This window comes from Nostoc sp. PCC 9305, from assembly GCF_963920915.1.
Taxonomy (GTDB): domain Bacteria; phylum Cyanobacteriota; class Cyanobacteriia; order Cyanobacteriales; family Nostocaceae; genus Nostoc.
Genome location: NZ_CAWUDN010000046.1, coordinates 15843 through 34759, shown reverse-complemented (window position 1 = coordinate 34759; position 18917 = coordinate 15843). Strand labels below are relative to the sequence as shown.

14 protein-coding genes are annotated in these 18917 nt (G+C 38.8%); all 14 read right to left on the bottom strand.

What is annotated here, in order from left to right:
* Nucleotides 1-457: 457 nt before the first annotated feature.
* Nucleotides 458-1774, bottom strand: coding sequence for a DUF4910 domain-containing protein (locus ACM0OX_RS18420; RefSeq protein ID WP_414516515.1), 1317 nt, complete (start codon nt 1772-1774; stop codon nt 458-460).
* Nucleotides 1775-1795: 21 nt separating this feature from the next.
* Nucleotides 1796-2350 (bottom strand): dTDP-4-dehydrorhamnose 3,5-epimerase, encoded by a 555-nt coding sequence (rfbC, locus tag ACM0OX_RS18415; protein WP_414516514.1) that lies wholly within the window; start codon nt 2348-2350, stop codon nt 1796-1798.
* Nucleotides 2351-2390: 40 nt separating this feature from the next.
* On the bottom strand, nt 2391-3044 hold the full coding sequence (locus ACM0OX_RS18410; protein WP_414516513.1) for a PIG-L deacetylase family protein: 654 nt from the start codon (nt 3042-3044) through the stop codon (nt 2391-2393).
* Nucleotides 3041-3838: a sugar phosphate nucleotidyltransferase gene (locus ACM0OX_RS18405; protein ID WP_414516512.1), complete on the bottom strand. Its 798-nt coding sequence runs from the start codon at nt 3836-3838 to the stop codon at nt 3041-3043. Before ACM0OX_RS18405 ends, ACM0OX_RS18410 begins: the two co-directional genes overlap by 4 nt.
* A 50-nt stretch (nt 3839-3888) precedes the next feature.
* Nucleotides 3889-5154 (bottom strand): methyltransferase domain-containing protein, encoded by a 1266-nt coding sequence (locus ACM0OX_RS18400; protein WP_414516511.1) that lies wholly within the window; start codon nt 5152-5154, stop codon nt 3889-3891.
* Between the two features lie 22 nt (nt 5155-5176).
* Nucleotides 5177-6205 (bottom strand): NAD-dependent epimerase/dehydratase family protein, encoded by a 1029-nt coding sequence (locus ACM0OX_RS18395; RefSeq protein ID WP_414516510.1) that lies wholly within the window; start codon nt 6203-6205, stop codon nt 5177-5179.
* 3 nt (nt 6206-6208) lie between these two features.
* Complete coding sequence (locus ACM0OX_RS18390; RefSeq protein ID WP_414516509.1) at nt 6209-8764, bottom strand: tetratricopeptide repeat protein; 2556 nt, start codon at nt 8762-8764, stop codon at nt 6209-6211.
* Nucleotides 8765-8895: 131 nt separating this feature from the next.
* Nucleotides 8896-10908, bottom strand: a complete 2013-nt coding sequence (locus ACM0OX_RS18385; RefSeq protein ID WP_414516508.1) for a tetratricopeptide repeat protein — start codon at nt 10906-10908, stop codon at nt 8896-8898.
* Between the two features lie 384 nt (nt 10909-11292).
* Nucleotides 11293-12609, bottom strand: a complete 1317-nt coding sequence (locus ACM0OX_RS18380) for a calcium-binding protein (RefSeq protein WP_414516507.1) — start codon at nt 12607-12609, stop codon at nt 11293-11295.
* Between the two features lie 108 nt (nt 12610-12717).
* Nucleotides 12718-12888, bottom strand: a complete 171-nt coding sequence (locus ACM0OX_RS18375; RefSeq protein WP_414516506.1) for a hypothetical protein — start codon at nt 12886-12888, stop codon at nt 12718-12720.
* 6 nt (nt 12889-12894) lie between these two features.
* The gene (locus tag ACM0OX_RS18370) at nt 12895-14157 is read right to left on the bottom strand and encodes a nif11-class peptide radical SAM maturase 3 (RefSeq protein ID WP_414516505.1); all 1263 of its coding nucleotides are present in this window, start codon (nt 14155-14157) and stop codon (nt 12895-12897) included.
* A gap of 67 nt (nt 14158-14224) precedes the next feature.
* A complete protein-coding gene (locus tag ACM0OX_RS18365) occupies nt 14225-14689 on the bottom strand; it encodes a Nif11-like leader peptide family RiPP precursor (protein WP_414516504.1) in 465 nt (154 codons plus the stop codon).
* 94 nt (nt 14690-14783) lie between these two features.
* On the bottom strand, nt 14784-17858 hold the full coding sequence (locus ACM0OX_RS18360; RefSeq protein WP_414516503.1) for a tetratricopeptide repeat protein: 3075 nt from the start codon (nt 17856-17858) through the stop codon (nt 14784-14786).
* Between the two features lie 542 nt (nt 17859-18400).
* The gene (locus ACM0OX_RS18355) at nt 18401-18658 is read right to left on the bottom strand and encodes a hypothetical protein (protein WP_414516502.1); all 258 of its coding nucleotides are present in this window, start codon (nt 18656-18658) and stop codon (nt 18401-18403) included.
* Nucleotides 18659-18917 lie beyond the last annotated feature (259 nt).

Here is an 18917-nt window from a genome sequence, read left to right as displayed (position 1 = left end):
CGCTATTATGCAATACAGTTTTTCTTCTTGCCCCTCTCCTAGCATAGTTTTCAGCTTTGAGGATGATGTACCTCATAGCTGCCGGAAGTGCTGTAATATAGAATTCGCGGCGACACATATTAAACCCACCTCCCAATACTTTTCGGGTTTTTGGGGAAAGGGGAAAGGGGAAAGGGGAAAGAGAAAGGGTTTGAATCTACCTTTATTGCAAGCCCAGTACCCATATTTCTCCGTTTAGATCCCCCCTAACCCCCCTTAAAAAAGGGGGAACTAGAGTCAAAGTCCCCCTTTTTAAGGGGGATTTAGGGGGATCTTCAACGATTTTGGTTTTATACAAAGATGTGTGTACACCGTAGCCGCTTGCGGGGGTGGGGTTCTTCCGGTTTAATAAGCAATCAAGCGGACATGATATGCCGAGAGGTGGACGGGCAGAGGGGAAAAACTTACTGCAACTTCCTTAGTTGGTTTTTATTGTTAATAAGTCATGTGTTGATAATGTATCGGCAGCAGATTTAATCACATCAAATGACATTCCCGACTTTTCTGCAATATCTAATAGAGTATGCTGACCGTCGGATAAATTTAAAACCCAGAGGATTGCCATTTCATTTAGCCCGCTATCTTTGTTACCACCAACTGCCCGATATATTCCTCTTTTACCTAACTGTGGCTCACATTTGGGATTTTTGTTGTAGTAGATTTCGTTATTGTTGAGGATATACAACATCGAATGACATTGAAAGAATGACTCGGCTAGATATTGGGGTTGAACGAAATTTAAATCATCTGCTGAGGTATGGTATTCAGGAAAAGTACCATGAGGCGATCGCATGAAGCAACCTACAGCTAAATTAAATCCTGGCGAGCAATATTGTCGCTCATCATAGCCATAGGGGAAAAAATCTATAATTTTGTGATCTTGTTTTGAGTTTTTCAGTACATAAACAGCAACTTTATCGATTTCAGTGTCACCTCTACGGCTTTTTTTGTAGGTAAAGTTGCCTGCATCTCCTAAACAAGTTAATACCAAGCCGTGTTTAATGTTATTGACTTTAGCATCATTGAGAGCCAACCATGTAATTGAGCCAATGGTTCCGGGAATCCAGAGAAATCTATAGGAATATCTTGGTGTAGTTTGACTTAAATATTTAGCGATAAAAGTAGCGATCGCAATTCCCGAAAGATTATCATTACACAGTGAAGGATGACAGGCATGGCAAGAAATCAAGACTTCATCAGTACTGTTTCCGGGAATATAATACTCGCCATAAGTCAAATAGCCTGGTTGTAGAGAAGAATCAATACATACTTCATATTCTTCATCATTTAGTTGCAAATACTGATTGTGAGTCAGGCAAAAACCCCAACTTTCCTTGTAATATGAAGTTCGGTAAGGAATCCAATTCGGATAATCAACAAGTGTAAATAGATGTGATTTAAGTTCTTGAAGAGATATTTTTTGATGTATGGGAATACTATAGTTAACAACGTGCAAATTTGAATTAGTAAAATCTACAATCTTTTCACCTTGAGAGTTTTTAATATAGGCATCTTTAATATTCCACTCATTAGGAACTGTCCAATCAAATACCTCTGTTCCTGTTGGCACTTCATGAACTGACAAAGGAATATGCTGCTGAATAATTTTTAAAGTTTCTCTAAAACCATCACCTGTAATACTACGGCAAATGGGATATAAATCAGAAATTAGTTGGTAAAGTTCTAGACTGATATCCTTGAGGTTAAAAGAATTTTTGATATCAACTGCAACCATAAGTAGAATCCTTTTAAAAGCCTAAGTCATAGGCGTTACAATTTTTGTCGATTCAAATAAACTCCAAGCCCGATCTTTTTCTGAAATTTCAGTCACAGGTAGAGGCCATTCAATACCAAAGGCTGGATCGTCGTAGCGATACCCTGTAGCATATTCTGGTGCATATAAGTCACCCATTTGATAAGCCACTTCGGTTTCGTCAGTGAGCGTTTGGAACCCATGAGCGCACCTATCTGGGATATAAAGAGCAAGGCGATTTTCAGCAGTCAACTCTATACCAATATGAGATAAATAGCTAGGAGAATCTGGACGCAAATCGATAATTACATCATAAATTGCTCCCCTGATACAACGCACTAATTTTGTTTCCTGAGAAGGAGGCATTTGATAATGCATACCCCGCAATGTTCCTTTTTTATAGTTAAAAGATAAATTGCATTGGGCAATAGTAGGTTTTAAACCACGATTTTGAAATTCTTGAACACAAAAAGTCCGAGCAAAAAAGCCTCGAATATCTTGATGCAACTCTAAATCAACAATAAATGCTTCTTTTATTTTCGTTTCAGTGAAGATCATAAATGTTACAAACTTGATAAAAAATTAAAATTCTAATTTTTTAGAAAAATATTTTTCGACAGTAAAAGGCTTCAGCATATTTCCCCGGTGAGTTTGATTCAATCCCGCGAATTCTGAGAATGGAACGAAAAGTCTCTTCTGTAAACCACTGCTTGTTATTCTGGGTAGGAAACGCATCCAAAATATATTGAATTTTTCGGCGGCAGAGTGTTTCATTTAAATGGACAAAGAAATTAGGAATACCCAAATCACCATCATATTTGGGTATTTCATATTCCAAAATTAAATGGTTTCTAAAGGTATTCCAAGTCAACTCAGAAATTAAGCGGTGATCTTGGTGGCGATCGTCTCGGTGATGAGTAAAGATTATATCTGGTGAAAATTCTTGCTTCAATTGTTCAAAACATTCCTTCACCTCTATCCCTTGAAAAGGTAGAAAGCCATCTCGAAAATTTTTAATGATAATTTTCTTGACTGGGATTTCTTTTAGGAAGAGATTAGCACTTGTAGTTGCTTCCTCTGCTCTTTGCTCATTGGAACTAAAGACAACCCAATAGATAACAACATCTTGGTAAGTCTCTATCAGCTTTAAGATTGTACCTCCACAACCAATCTCGATATCATCGCAATGAGAACCCAGACAAAGAATTTTGTACTCAGATTCTTCTGTTTTATTCAAACTAAGTTGGATCATAAATGGTCGACTTGTACTTGTTCATCTCCCCAAACTTCCCAAGGTCTTTTGCCTTGAGCATACATATCATCCAACTGTTGTTTCTCTTTAAATGTATCCATTACTCCGAAAAACCCAGTATATTTATATGCAAAAAGTTCTTCTTTGGCGATCAATCTTTGAAAAGGCTCCATGACCAGTTCTTCACCATAATTTATATAGTTAAAAATCTCTTTTTTAAATATAAAATATCCTCCGTTAATCCAAATATCACATTGTTTTACATCTTGGATATTTTTTACCAAACCATCCTCTTGCATGTCAACTAAGTGAAAAGTTTGGCTTGGTCTGACACATAAAAAACTACCGATTTTGTCACGCTGATAAAAATTATTGATATACGTTGGTAAATGTAAATCTGTCAAACCATCACTATAATTAGCTAAAAATACTTCTTCTCCTTCTAGATACTTTTCTACTGCTTTGAATCTTTGACCAATGTTGGCAGTTAACCCTGTATCTACAAATGTAATATTCCAATCTTGAATATCTCGATTAAACAACTGAATTTGGCTACCGTTAGAAAGTGTAAAGTTATTAGAAAGCCATTCATTGTAATTCAAAAAATAGCTTTTAATTAGGTCAGACTTGTAACCAAGACATAAGATAAAATCTTTGTGCCCATAGTGAGCATAGTATTTCATTACATGCCATAATATTGGTCTATAACCAATATTCACCATTGGCTTAGGAATACTTTCTGAGTATTCTCTCATTCTGGCTCCTAAACCACCACAAAATAAAACTACTTTCATGTCAATTACCCCTTTTTGACGATTTTTTGACGATCGAAAATACTAAATACTTAAGAGTAGACATTAACTTCAGGAATTGGTACAACAAATTGGCCTCCCCAATCCCGAATGTAAGCCATTTGTATCATAATTTCATTTTTCAGATTCCAGGGTAATATTAGTATATAGTCAGGTTTTGTTTCGGCAATTTTGTCTGGATGAAAAATCGGAATATGAGTTCCTGGTAAAAATTGACCCTGTTTATAAGGGTTACGGTCTACTGTATAGTCAAGAAAATCTGTGCGGATACCGCAATAGTTTAAGAGAGTATTTCCCTTACCTGGAGCACCGTAACCAACAATCGATTTTCCCTCGCGCTTAACTTTTATCAAAAAATCTAATAAGTTGCGTTTAGTTTCTTTAACTTGTTCTCCAAAAGAAAAATAGTATTCTAATTGCGTAAAACCAGCCGCTTCTTCTCTATTTTTCAGTTCTGATACTTGCTGAGTAACTGGTTTAGAAGAGTCTTCACTGTGGCGGGCATAAATTCTCAAAGAACCACCATGAGTAGTTAATTCTTCTACATCAAAAATTGTCAAACCGTGAGCAGCAAAAATCTTGTCTACGGTAAGAAAGGAAAAATAAGAGAAATGCTCGTGGTAAATAGTATCAAACTGATTTTCCTCAATTAACCGCATCAAATGGGGAAATTCCATAGTAATTACACCATGTGGTTTGAGGATAATTTTCATTCCTTTGACAAAATCATTCAGATATGGCGTGTGAGCAAGAACATTATTTCCTAGTAATAAATCTGCCTGTTTGCCCTTAGCAACCTGTTCTTTTGCTGTCTCCTGTCCAAAAAATTTGACAATTGTAGGAATACCTTTTTTAATTGCTACCTCAGCAACATTTGCTGCTGGCTCTATTCCCAGCGCCGGGATGCTTTTAGCAACGAAGTATTGCAGTAAGTAGCCATCATTACTAGCAATTTCTATGACCTGACTTTCCTGGTTTAATTGGAAACGTTCTACTACCAAATTAACGTATTTTTTGGCGTGTTGTAACCAGCTATCAGAGTAGGAAGAAAAATAAGCGTAGTCGCTAAAAATATTTTCTGGACTAATGTATTCTTGAAGTTGAACTAACAAGCACTCCTCACAAACATAGACATGCAGAGGATAAAATGGCTCTACTTCATTGAGTTGTTTGAGACTGCGATAACTTTCGCAGGGAGGAGACATACCTAAATCTACAAAGGTATGGTGTAAGCCTGTTCCACAGAATAGACAATTACCAGTTATTAGTTGATTATTTGTTGGCTTTAGTAAATTCATAACTTATTATAATATGAAATTTTTAAACAGTCTGCCAGAAGAAATCTCGATCGATTTGCTGAGTGCGAATGAGATATTCCAGTTGTTTCAGGCGAGTAAAGCCTCTAGACTCAAATGTTACTCTATCCATATCAATTTGCTGAAAAACATTATATAGTTGTTGGGCACCTCGCTGGGCATCCCATTCACATTTGAATCCTGGTAAATTTTGGTTAATTTTATGAAATAAAACCCGATAGCTGCGGTTATCAGGATCGTGTTTACCAAAGCTCAATTGACAATCTGTAAAAACATTTGCAACTATTTGAGCAATTTGTTTGACTTGATAGTTGCTATTTGTATCACCGACATTGAAAATTTGGTTGTGAATTACATCACGCGGAGCTTCTAAGGTACAGATAATTGCTTTGCAGATATCCAATAGATGCACTAGAGGACGCCAAGGTGTACCGTCGCTGTTCATCTTGATTTCTTTAATTGTCCATGCCCAACCGGCTAGATTGTTTAAGACAATATCAAAGCGCATTCTCCCAGAAGCGCCATAGGCTGTAGCATTTCGGAGAAAGGTGGGAGAAAAGCTATCATCAGCAAGGAGTTTTACATCCTGTTCGACAAGTGCTTTGCATTTGGCATAAGCTGTTTGGGGATTGATGATAGACTCTTCGCTAACGTAGTCTTCAGTGGCAAAACCATAGACACTGCATGATGAAGTGTAGATAAAGCGTTGGATTCCAGCTGCTTTCGCCAGTTTCGCTAAATGTACTGAGCCTTTGTGGTTGATATCGTAGGTGATATCAGGGGCTAACTGACCTAAAGGGTCGTTAGAGAGTTCTGCCATGTGAACTACTGCTTCCACACCTTGTAGGTCTTCTGTTGTAATGTGGCGGATGTCTTTGTTGAGGGTTTTGGCAGTTACTTTGGTGGCGTTATATAGCCAACCTACTTTATAAAAGCCAGTATCTAAACCAATAACTTCATGACCTTCTTGAATCAACAGAGGAGCTAATAATGAGCCGATATAACCTTCAGTTCCAGTTACAAGTATTTTCATATCCTATAGTGCGATCGCAAATTGTGAGGATTTTAATTCGGTAGGAATATTGTCTTGGGTATTATCTACAGGTAGTGGTAGGAACTTAGCAATGATTTCTTCTCGTAGGGGAGCGGCTTCATCTTGAGTCAACCAAACGAATAACTTTGCTACTGCTTGCGGGGAGCTGTCAAGTTTGAGAATTTCTTGGAGCATACGCAAAGCTCCTATAACATTACCACTGTTCAAGGGAATCGCTGCCCGTGTCAAACAATAATTGAAGTTATAGCTACGAGCTTGGGTTGTAATGTCTGCGCAATATTCAGCAGGAAGATAACTCTTTGAAATTTCTATACACTGGCGGATGGATGCCGCCAAAATACCGGATGATAAGTCATCACCTGTCTGTCTGTGAGAATGTATACGGTAACGAGCCAAACTTTCCGGTTCGTACCACCAATCAGAAGAAGCAGTAATGCGTTTATAAAGTTCCCATTCAGGAGTGCAAACTAACTTCGGATAATAACCTCCTATTTTTTCATGAGTCAGGCGACGAATGACAACCGCAGGCATCTGTAACGGGCATGTTACACCAATCTGCTGCCAAAAATTCTGAGCTATACCTTTATGCTTTCCAAAGCAGGAAATCACTTCCCCTTTTTCAATTACTGTTCCTTTTTCATTGAAATATTCAAAATTTGCGAAAGCGGCTCCTACGGAATCTGGACACCCTTGGAGACTTTGCTGGAGTCGGTCATAAAAACCTGGAACCACACTATCATCATCATGCAGGATATGAATCCACTGACCGCGACTGAGGGAAATGCCTGCATTTTGATTTGGCAATACTCCAATATTTTGCTGATTGCGGTAGTAGCGGATTATTCCTCCCCCAATACTGTTTACTAGATCGAACAACGGTGTTGTACTGGCATTATCCATTACCAGAATTTCCATCTGCTCTGCCCCAGTCCATTGCACTAAGACGCTAGCCAGACATTCAAGCAGATAATCGGTGCGGTTATATACCGGAATCACCACAGTCCAAAATGGTCGAGGTTCCTCTGGGTCTGTTACAGGTGGAATCGCTGGAAACTGATAGTCGCCAACAGTAACCTCACCTTGAGGAATGAGGGGAGTCACGAGCATTTCTGGAGTGATGGCAGCATTGTGGTAAGCAGACACCGTTTTGGCATAGTGAGGATTGAATAGAGTTAATGCCTGACGATACACAGAAATCGCCTCTGCTCTCTTGTTTTGAGCTTGGTAAACCTGACTCAAACGGATGTAGATTTCCCAGTTTAAGGGATTGAGTTTTAGGGCTTGACCATAAGAGGCGATCGCTTCTGACCACTGACCTTCTTCTTGTAGAATGTTGCCTAAGTTATAATATGTCTCTGGCAAGTTTGGGTCAAGAGCGATCGCTTGACGATAGTAATTAATTGCTTTCTTGAAATTCCCTGCGACTGTGTAGGAAAGTCCCAATTTGTGATTCAAATTCGCGTAGTGCCCTTGTTGAGCTTTTGATAGTTTACCTTGTGCGTTGAGGGCGTTGCCTAAGTTGACTTCTGCTTCGGTGCAATTGGGCTGAAATTCTAAGGCTTTTTGATAACAAGTAACTGCTTCATCAAACTTGCCTTGTTGTTCCAATGTGTAACCCAAGTTATTATGTATTGCTACTAGCTTTGATTCTAGAGCTATAACATCAGGTAGAGAAGCAAAATCAAAATACAATAAAAACTTTTGGCAAGGAATATTTTGAAAGTTTTTATTTTCTTGCTTAAATTTTTGAGATAACAAAACTAATTGTTTTTCTCTATTTATTATCTCAATATCGTTCAGTTTTTCTAAAATCTCACCATCCAATTCTCCGTCGTCATTCTTCGTAAATACATTCTTCTTTAACCAACGTGTATGCCAGAAAATAAAACCTAAATAATAAGATGTTAGTCCTTCAAATTGAATTGCTTCACAGAATTGAATTTTTGCATTTTTATCGAAAATATTTTGCTGCGAAACTGTCCAATATGCTAAATCTCCATTGCCAGAAGCAGGAGATTTTAAATTTGTGTAGTAGTTTGGATCGTCTGGACGTTGATATAAATTTACTCCTGAAAAAAATAAGGCTGTATTTTGCAGATGATTTTGCTTCAAATAATGATAAATATTTTGTAAATGTTCAGGAATACCCACGTGACGGCTGTCAATATCAACGCAAATTTTATACCGCGTCTGACTGAGAGCAAAGTTAGAATAAAAAACCAAAGAATGAATGTTATTTACATCCAATTCAACTTGTTCTTTTGTCCCAAATAAATCGACGTGGGGTAAGTAATGAAAAGCCCGTATTTTTTGAGGATATTTTTGTGCAAATGCCTTGATTATTTGGGGAGTTTTATCCGTACACTGATGAAAGACAATTACTAATTCATCTACATAATCAATCCAAGATTCGATCGTTGGTGCTAAAAATTCCTCTTCATTACGAACTCGCATCAGACCGCTAATACCATCTTGTCGATTTTGTGGCTCAAAAGATGAAGTATTTATAGTAGGATGCTCAATCTGACCAATTGACATAGTTTGTTAGTCCAAAACTAAAAAATTTTTGCTTTTCCCGAAATAAGTCTTGATAGCGGTTCCCGATCTGGTGAGGTACGTTTTCAAAGCTACTAACCTTGCTCACAAAGATTTGGGTGTACCTCAGTTGCTTAGGAAACACTATATAAAGGAAGTGAGATCAATCTTGAGGCAATTTCATCACGTAGAGGAGCTGCTTCTTCTTGTGTTAACCACCGGAATAACTTTGCCACTGCTTCAGGGCTACGATCTATTTTTAAAGCCTCTTCTAACCCTTGCCAAACTCCAGCTAGATTACCAGCCTGTAGGGGAATTATGGCCGATTCTAGACAATAAAGAAAATAATGACTCCGGGATTGGGCGGTAATTTGTGCTGAATATTCAGTGGGAAAATAACTCTTGGAAATTTCAATTGCACGGCGGATAGATATCATCTGTTTCCCAGAGAGTAATAGTTCGCTGGTGACATTGTTAGCGTGTTGGCGGTAACGAGCTAAAATTTCTGGTTCATACCACCAATCGTAAACAGAGGCAATGCGTTTATAAACTTCCCAATCGCTTGTATAGGTCAGTTCAGGATGATATACGCCCAATCGTTCGTGCGCTTCTCGACGAATCACTACCGCAGGCATATTCAATGAGTTACAAACTCCAATAATTTGCAGCCAATTTTGGGCAATTCCTCGCTGCTCTCCATAGACTTGTTGGCTGAAAATTACTTCTCCTTTCTCGTTAATATTTTCATAACCTGTAAAAGCGGCTCCTACAGAATCTGAACACCCTTCTAGACTTTCTTGTAGCTGGGAATAAAAACCTGGGAGAATATAATCATCGTCGTGCAGTAAATGAATCCAATGACCGCGAGTGAGAGCAACTCCGGCATTCCAATTTCCTGGCAGACCGAGATTTTGCGGGTTGCGATAGTAGTTGATTATTCCTTGTCCAATACTATTCACCACTTCAAATACTGGCGTTGTACTAGCATCGTCCATGACGATGATTTCCATCTGCTCTTCTCCTTGCCATTGAGTCAATACACTGACAAGGCATTCGAGTAGATAATCTATGCGGTTATATACAGTTATCACCACACTCCAGAAAGGACGCTTACCTGTATTTGCTACTGTCGGAATAGTCGGAAAGCTGTATTCTCCTACAATTACCTCCCCTTGGGGAATTGAGGGTGTGGCTGGTACTTGTTGAGGAATTTCAGCATCCTCACCAGCTGCTAATGCTTTGGCATAGTGGGGATTAATTAGCTTTAACCCTTGTCGATAGGCAAAAACTGCTTTCTGGTATTGGTTGAGTTGTTGGTAAATTTTGCCTAAATTGAGGTATATTTCTCCATCGTTGGGATGAAGTTCCAAGAGTTTTTGGTAGGATGCGATCGCCTCTTCTAATTCCCCTTGTTCTTGTAGCGCCAAAGCCAAGTTATAATGGGCTTCTAACAAATTTGATTGTAGTGCGATCGCTTGCTTGTGACAAGTAACAGCATTTTTCAAATCCCCTGCTTTTTTTCGGGCAACACCCAATTGATTATTTAATTGTGCATAGTACATTTGTTGATTGCTGGAGAGCTTACCTTGAGCGTGTAACGCATTGCCCAAATTAGCCTCTGCTTCTATAAAGTCTGGCTTTAACTCTAGAGCTTTTTGATAATAGTGAATTGCTTCTTCAAATAATCCTTGTTGTTGTAGAGTATAGCCCAAGTTGTTGTAAATTGGTAGTGAGTTAGGTAATAAAACTAAAGCTTGCCGATAAGCTTTCTCTGCTTCGGAAAACTGTTCTTGAACTAAATACAAATTTCCTAAACTGAACCAAGTTTTCACAGAATCTGGTTGAACTTGTGAAGCCGCACTTAGCCACTGTTCAGCAATTTGAGGTTGCCCCATCTGCTGCGCTAACATTCCTAAACCATATAAAGCTTCAGGGTTATCAGGTTGTTTTTCCAGAACTTGACTATATAGCTGTTCCGCCTCCAATAAACTATTGTCTTGTTGCTGTTGAACTGCTAGTTCGAGGATTTCAGTTACTTCTGTTTGATCTAGCGATTCAGCTTCATCCTTGTCACCTGACTGATGCGTTTGCACCGCAATTTGAATAAGAGATTTAACTCTAGATTCTGAAATTGTTGTATTATTCATAACTATGTAGTATCTATAACTATATTTGAATTTGATATTATATTGTTATAGATTACTATAAATTCAGACCATAAGTGATAACTATCAATAAAATATTTTACCTATTTTTGCCTGTTAATAAAGCAAGTCTATTTACTAAGATAAGGGAGAGATTTTGTCAACAGTATGAGCGAGAAATAAGCTTGAAGCTAGCGATCAAACATTACTAACTCAAGTAATTTCAGTGCGTACACGATAGGGGTTGCTGTTGGCAAAACTTCTCCCAGAAAAGGTATCGACATTTTATTGTGCAATCAGATTTTTTACTCGTCCGATTGTTTTGACTGAGATGCTTGTAAATCAGAGTCTGTTAGTGAATGAAACGAGCAATTAGCTTTAAGCAAATTAGATTACCGAGCTGATATCACTTGCACTCACGTTTGTAAATAGTATGCTTTGTGGAGAATTATTCAAGAGAGACAAAGAATTACCGAGAGACAAAGAATTACCGAGAGACAAAGAATTACCAAGAGACAAAGAATTACCGAAAGACAAAGAATTGAAGGTGAGAAGAGCGCCACCGGTGGTATCTGTTACCTTCCCTTGACTTCCCCAGCCATCTAATACAAGCTTATCAACACCAACCTGGAAATCTTGAATGACATCAAAGTCTTTTTTAAGGAAGGTATCGCTACGTTTGAAAGTAAATGTGTCATTACCTTCGCCACCAACTAAGACATCATTACCACTACCACCATAGAGTGTATCATTGCCTTTACCGCCATAAAGTGTATCATTGCCATCGCCACCATCTAGCGAATCATTACCTTGACCGGCGTCGAGGTCATCATTACCTTTTTTTCCAGATAGCTTATCATCCCCCAAGCTGGCATAAAGTTTGTCCGCACCGTTGGTTCCCGTCAGATTATCCTTCCGAATCGTGCCATAGATAACATCTCTACCCAGGTTGCCGATTAAAGTATCTCCTGCCAATTCAACAGAAGTAGTATTAATTTTGACTATAGTTAGGTTGGTATTGCGATTAAAATTCCGCTCATAAGTCCCAACAGCACTACCATTGAGAAAGTCACTACCATTGTTGCCATTAATATCGGAGCTTTTATCGCGATCGTCGATTGTGACATTGCCACTACGACCAAAGGTTAGATCCCCGATTTTATCGGAGGAGATTAATTTACCCTGGATACCAAAATAATCTAAAACTCTGGCCCTGTTAGGATTTGTAGTATCTAATACCAAAAAAGTGGTTGTAGACTGAGCCTTGTTATATTCAACGTCAGGATTTTCAATTTCTTTAGCTGCCAATTTTAAATCTGCTGAAAAATCAAAAGAGAAGCTTTCATTACGACCAACCGCAAAACTAGCAAGTATCTTTGCTTCGCTGTTGGAAGTACCTTCAAATTGACCACTTAATCCAACAACAGCAGATTGAGTGAAAAGTGATGAAAAAGTTGGATCAAAACTTGCTTTAGCCTCAGCAATTGCAGCAGTTACGCCACCTTTAACTAATGTATCTGCCTCGGTAGAAGTTAAAATGCTTGCAGCACCTTCACTATAGTTAGAAAAAGTTGCATCCCCTTCAGCGGTAGCAAAATTAGGGCTAGGATCGGGCTTGGGATCGGGTCTATTATTGAGATTAGTTCTACCATTGAAAGAAAGTAACTTTGGAACTGTCAGTGTTAGACTTACTCTTGATGCCATAAAAAACCTGTATTGATTTTGTTAGTTAACAAATTTGCGCGTAAATATTCGGGGAGTAATTCTCTCCTAATTTACGAGCTAAATCTCTCGATATCCCTAATGAAACTGTCAGTTTTTATCCAGGACTTGCTTTGCTTTTAACAGCGCTTTTAAATAGCCTAATTGACTATTCCAAGCTGAACGTGGAAGTAATGGGATTTTCTCTAAATCTTGAGATGGTAATGACTTAAGGTCAGTTTCTTTCCCTGAAATTGTGTTAATTTCTGAATTTTCTGCCATGATTTATTATCTCACGATAGAGTAAGAAAATTCGGGTTCTTGTTGCCAACTTTCCGACCAATGAATGCTGTCAGCAGTAAAGTGTAATCGGTCGTTTGCTGGCAATAAAGTATCTGTAGGCTCGACAATTAGCTCAAATTCGCCATTATCAAATGGCAATCCTTGCGCCTTGACTTTGGGAACTACACGCTCTCTCATACCTTGTTTGGCATGAATAAGAGCGCGATGATGACAGTAAGGATTATTACCTCTCTTATTAAAGAAAACATGGGCAGTCCAACTGCAACCCCCACGACAAAGTTCAGCATATTCGCAGGTTTTACAGAAACCCCACAGGTGTTTTGTGCCTTCAGGTGTTCCTGCTCCTAGATTGAAGCGTAGTTCTTCTGCACCCTCGATAATATCATGCAAGGTCTGTTCTCGAATATTACCACCTGTATAGGCAGTAGTCGGCAGTGAGGGACAACCTTTAATCGCTCCGTCAGCTTCAATTCCCAAGGTTGAGAGTCCTGCACCGCAACCTTGCCAAAATGAAAATTCATGCTCCTTTCCCCGTCCCCGCAACAGTCGTTCATAAGGGCCGTAGTAACCAATGTTATTTCCCGCCTGAAGTTGCACACCTTCTTGGTAAGCACGACGCGCCACGCGGGCAAGCATGGGGTAGATATCTAACAGTTCATGGGGTTGAAGGAGGATATCTGCGTTATCGGCTGCATTCCCCATTGGTACAGTTAGCTGAACTTGCCAAGCACTAGCACCAGCATCACGAATGCACTCATAGATGCACGGAAACTCTGGCGCTGATAGGCGGTTAATTTGGGTGTTGCAACCAAAAGAAATACCCACTTCTCGCAGATGACTCATGGTCTTAAATGCATATTTCCAAGAGCCTTTCTTTCCCCGCAGGCGGTCATGAGTCGCTTCCAAGCCATCAATAGAAACAGAGACGGTACGAATTCCCGCTGACTTCATTTTTTGGGCGGTTTCTAGCGAAATGCCATAGCCGCCCGTAGTCATACCACATAACATTCCCGCCTCGTTGATAGCTTTGGCAATTTCCAGCCAGTCTGGACGCAGAAATGCTTCACCACCAATGAGAGTAACTTCTTTAATTCCAACTTCTGCCATCTGCTTGACGAGATCCAAAGCTTCCTCTGGGGAAAGTTCGTTGGCGCGTTCATGTCCTGCACGGGAACCACAGTGACTACAAGCTAGATTGCACTTTAAGGTAATTTCCCAAACTGCGTAGCTTTTGCGGTGATATGTCATAGGTTAACTCTCAATCTCAACCCTCAAAATAAACTAACGCATTCTATTTTTTCGTCGTTTTATCGGGTTATTGTACTTCTGTTGAACTAACAACGACTCCATATAACGCTTGTACAGGTGGATCTATTGCTTGACAAGGAAGCGGCCATGGCTTTGGAAGTAGTCTAGGAATCCATTTAATTGGTTTAATTGATGGTTTTCCAAAGTTTTCGGGAAGTGAAACTACAACATCACGTAATTTTGGCTGAGTGATTAATGGTGGCTTAATGACTGGTTGATTGATGCTTATAAACCCGCCAAATGCTCCCACTAATTCTTCTTCACTGAGGTCATCAAACTGGCCTAGTTCTTTTAATTCCAAGATTTTAATGGAGGCTGTTTCAAATTCTTCTTTAGAAAAATTATAGCCACCTTCTTCCATGACTTTTATCACTTCCTCAATCTTATCACTCATCAATTGAGTGTAAAAAGCTTCGTCTTTGACTAGTCTGACTAGGAAGTCTTTAACTTTCTCAAAAATTGTTAATGACATAAATTTTACCCCCTGAATTTGAAAGTTTAAGTTTAGATTGATGAAAATTGACGATCGCGTGAAATAATCCGTTTAGCCAGAAACTTTTAGTGAGTCAACTTGTGTAAATTCTTGTTGCTTGCTGGGTTTGGTAAATATCTCCTAATTTGATGTTGGCTTCCTGGTGTTGGGGATTGAACTCCAAAGCTTTTTGATAGCAAGCGCTCGCTTCTTCTAGCTCCCCTTGTTCTTGCAGTATCATCCCCAAGTTATAATGGGCTTCTACCAAGTCAGGCTGTATTGCGATCGCAGTTCGATAGTAAGCAATAGCAGTTTGCCAATCAGCTCCTTCTTGGTGAGCAATGCCCATCTGATAATTCAATTCTGCGTAATAGGCTTGTTTCTCTGGTGAAAGCTTCCCTTGAGCAAACAGCGCATTCGCTAAATTGATTTCTGCTTCTATGCAGTTGGGCTGAAATTCCAGAGCTTTTTGATAAGATGCGATCGCATCCTCCCACTTATCTTGTTGTTGCAAGGTGTAGCCCAAATTGTTGTATATTGTCCCTGCATCTGGTCGCAACGCAATTGCTTTTCGGTAAGCGGCTTCAGCTTCTGGTAACTGTCCTTGGCCTTGCAGCAAATTGCCTAAACTAAACCAAATTTTCACGGAGTTAGGCTGAACTTGCGAAGCTGCACTCAAATGCTTCTCGGCTTCCTGCAACTCACCTTTCTGCTGTGCCAGTATCCCTAAACCGTATAATGCTTCTGAATAGTCTGGTTGTTTTTCTATCACCTGACGATATAGCTGTTCGGCTGTGTCTAGGCGATTAGCTCGATGATCTTGAAGTGCAAGTTGAAAGAGTTCAGCAACTTCTTCGGCGTTAAATTGTCTTGGTTTATTAACCAACTGCAAAATAAAATCTTCCAGCGCTCTGACTGGCTTTAAATCGCCATATAATTTATGTTTATTTTCTGCAACTTGCTGGGAAATATATTGCCGATATTGAGCATCTTTCCCCAGACGGATGGCGATTTGGACGTATTCTGATTTATTGGAAGCGATCGTCTCTTCGATACCCATCATCTGCAAAATTGCTAGAGAATGGCGCGATCGCATCAGCTCTCCTGGTAAAGTGACAACCGGAATATTATGAGCAATAGATTCGAGCGTGGAGTTACATCCAGACCAACCAATACTATCTAAGAAGACATCTGCTAAAGCTGTAGTTCCAGCAAACTTCCTGTCATTCAGGAAAGATAAAAACAAACAACGATCTTGATAATCTAACCCGAATGCTGCAAAAGCATGTTTTAAGCGCTGGCGAAATTTTTCTGTTATTTCTTCACTTTTGCTTTTAATAAACACAAATTTAGAATTTCCTAACTCTTTAGCAATAGAGGGGAAAACATCATCATGATTGGGTAAATATTTATATAATGACTGACAACACCAGAATAAAATATCATCGTCTTTTAAACCTATATCTGGTTTCTTAATTTCTTCGGGTGGAATTGCTAAAGGTATGTAATGAATAGATAGATTGGGTAATCTAACTAATTTTTCTGTATAATGTTCTTGAGCATTTTCTGGTTCCATTAAGTCACTGCTCAAGTAATAGTCAATTGTCGGGAGTCCACTAGTCTCAGGGTGTCCCCAAGATGTCATTTGAATTGGTGCTAATCTCAGACAACCCAGTTTGAGCGTCATTGGATCCATCCCAAATTCTGGGAAAATCAGGATATGTAATTTATCTTTTGCGATCGCCTCACACCATTGTTCAGTTGAGCGAACACCTTGGACAAATTTATCAAAAGCCTTGGTGGCACTTATTGTTGAGTAATCTGTTTTGTCTCCGGTGTAATAACCAAATAATTCAAACTCGCTTCGATCGATATTTTCTACCCAACCTTTAATCGGGATTTTCCAATTAGAATGACTAGATAAAAACCCAGAAACAATACCAATACGAACCTTTTGATTTTTATCTAAATTTGGCAGAACAAGCGGCTGGCAATCTTGGGGATACCGACTCGACATAATCTGGAAAATCATTTCTCCATAAGTTCGCTGTAAATCTCGGTCATTTAAACCTTGATATGTCAAATAAAAAGGTTGAAATGCTCCCACAGCCTCAGATGCTTTGGCCCGTTCTTCCTGATTAGTTAATTCATAATATTTAGCTAAATCTTGCAAATACTGTTGATACTGATTTCGTCTGAATGCAATTTCATCAATATTAGAATAGATAACTGGTAGTTGGCTCATACAAGCACCAAATTTAGCCATATCATAGTTTGGTGTTAGTTTGACGGCTTGCTCAAATGCCTGGACTGCCGCTTCTATTTGGTTATCATCTCTCAATGCTGTTCCCAAGTTGGAATATATGTAATCAATATCAGGTCGAATTTTAATCGCTTTTTGATAGGATTCTATGGCGGCATCAAATTTATTTTGCGCCCTGAGAATATTTCCCAAGTTGTTATAAGTGATTGCAAAATCAGGTTGAATGCTTAAAGTTTTTTCATAAGCTTCTATTGCTTCTGCAAATTTTCCTTTTTCCTGGAAAAGATACCCTAAGTTGTGATAGGCGTAATGATAATCTGGTTTAATTTTTAGTGCTTGTTGGTAAGATTCGATGGCATCATTGAATCGCCCTTGTTTTTGGAGTACTTCTCCTAAATTAGTATGAGATGATACCAAATCTGGCTGCAATGCAATAGCTTGGCGATAATATAATTCTGCGATCTTGAAATCGCCTGCCTGTTGCCTAGCTAAAGCAAACTGCTCATTCAACTCGGCGTAGTGAATTTGTTCTTCTGGTGACAGCTTGCCTTGAATGTGAAGAATATTACTGATATTAATTTGTACTTCTATGCTCTCAGGAAGAATTTCTAATGCTTTTTCATAACAGGCGATCGCTTCTTGTAGCTTACCCTGTTGTTGCAGAGTAAATCCTAAGCTGTTATGTATTGCCCCTACTTCTGGCTCTAATCGCAAGGCTGCTTGAAAAAATTGTTCTGCATTTTGATATTGTTCCCGTTGCTGCGCCAGCAGACCTAATCCATAAAATGCCTCTGACTGCTGGGGATCTAAGTCTATAATTTGACGATAAATCTCTTCGGCTTGGGTGAAGCGCTTAGTTTGGTGATATTGACTTGCGAGTTGGAGAGCATCAGGAATTGTGGTCACGTCGCTTTGCTCCAAATTAAAAATTAACAATCCCCATAAATAAACTTAGGAGCTTGTATCCTTTTATTTATGAGCTATAATTTCTACAATCTTTATTTATTTAATATGTCTTTTGTTCCTATATCTGCAAGGAACTCAAGCTTTTGAAACTTATAACTGATATCGATTGATATCATGTCTGCTTGATTACTTCCTAAACTTGATTAACAGAAATTTTACTCTTCTCTACCTTTCGGGGGTCTACGAGAAGCTTAAGGCTATGGTAAAATTTTCCTCTTTATGACTATTAGCCCAGAGTTTTAATTCAGGGCGGGCAAACAACACAAACTGCAAACTGGGTTGAGGATTAAATGTTGTAAGTTGTAAAATTTTATTGCGGAAACAGTTATTTAAGACCAAAAGATGTATTTTGGGTAAAAGCCGAAGGCTCAAATGAGCAAAGAGCCTCCGGCAATTTATCAATATACTAAGCTTTCGAGCCTAACTCTACTTGCAGAAGTTAATACTTTTTGTAAGTAGAGTTTAATTATTACTACTTGTTACTACTTGTAAGAAGTAGAAGCATAGCTTGATGACGAAGCAGTAGCGCTGTTAGGAGTGACGGTAGCGTTAGTATAGGTTACAGCGATGTTGTTAACGCCGCCGGTTGCTGAAGCATCTGCATCTGCTTGTGCAATGCTGGTGTATTTTGGAGTGGGCTTGGGCTTGGGCTTAACTATGATGATGATTGGCTTCTTATAGGTACCACCAATAATTTCTTCAGTGGTATTTTCCAAGTAGTTCAGATCAGAAATGATCATTTGAGTTCTCCTAAAATTTGTAACTGTTGTTGGGAATATTTAGTCTAACCAACTTGTTTCGTTTGGCTATACATCTAATATACTTTATTCCTCAAAAAAGTCAATGCTTTTTTGAGGAATTTATGATTAAAAAAACTAATGTATTTGTGTTTAAAAATCATTACATGTAGTCCTAATTGAAGTTAGAAAAAACTGCATAATAAATTTAAGCAGAAATTACAAGTAATTGCTGCCCAGCAAGAGTTGTAGCGATTTAATT

Coding starts and splice junctions, on each gene's coding strand:
- ACM0OX_RS18420 (WP_414516515.1), bottom strand. CDS start 1,774: ATGGTTGCAGTTGATATCAAAAATTCTTTTAACCTCAAGGATATCAGT.
- rfbC (WP_414516514.1), bottom strand. CDS start 2,350: ATGATCTTCACTGAAACGAAAATAAAAGAAGCATTTATTGTTGATTTA.
- ACM0OX_RS18410 (WP_414516513.1), bottom strand. CDS start 3,044: ATGATCCAACTTAGTTTGAATAAAACAGAAGAATCTGAGTACAAAATT.
- ACM0OX_RS18405 (WP_414516512.1), bottom strand. CDS start 3,838: ATGAAAGTAGTTTTATTTTGTGGTGGTTTAGGAGCCAGAATGAGAGAA.
- ACM0OX_RS18400 (WP_414516511.1), bottom strand. CDS start 5,154: ATGAATTTACTAAAGCCAACAAATAATCAACTAATAACTGGTAATTGT.
- ACM0OX_RS18395 (WP_414516510.1), bottom strand. CDS start 6,205: ATGAAAATACTTGTAACTGGAACTGAAGGTTATATCGGCTCATTATTA.
- ACM0OX_RS18390 (WP_414516509.1), bottom strand. CDS start 8,764: ATGTCAATTGGTCAGATTGAGCATCCTACTATAAATACTTCATCTTTT.
- ACM0OX_RS18385 (WP_414516508.1), bottom strand. CDS start 10,908: ATGAATAATACAACAATTTCAGAATCTAGAGTTAAATCTCTTATTCAA.
- ACM0OX_RS18380 (WP_414516507.1), bottom strand. CDS start 12,609: ATGGCATCAAGAGTAAGTCTAACACTGACAGTTCCAAAGTTACTTTCT.
- ACM0OX_RS18375 (WP_414516506.1), bottom strand. CDS start 12,888: ATGGCAGAAAATTCAGAAATTAACACAATTTCAGGGAAAGAAACTGAC.
- ACM0OX_RS18370 (WP_414516505.1), bottom strand. CDS start 14,157: ATGACATATCACCGCAAAAGCTACGCAGTTTGGGAAATTACCTTAAAG.
- ACM0OX_RS18365 (WP_414516504.1), bottom strand. CDS start 14,689: ATGTCATTAACAATTTTTGAGAAAGTTAAAGACTTCCTAGTCAGACTA.
- ACM0OX_RS18355 (WP_414516502.1), bottom strand. CDS start 18,658: ATGATCATTTCTGATCTGAACTACTTGGAAAATACCACTGAAGAAATT.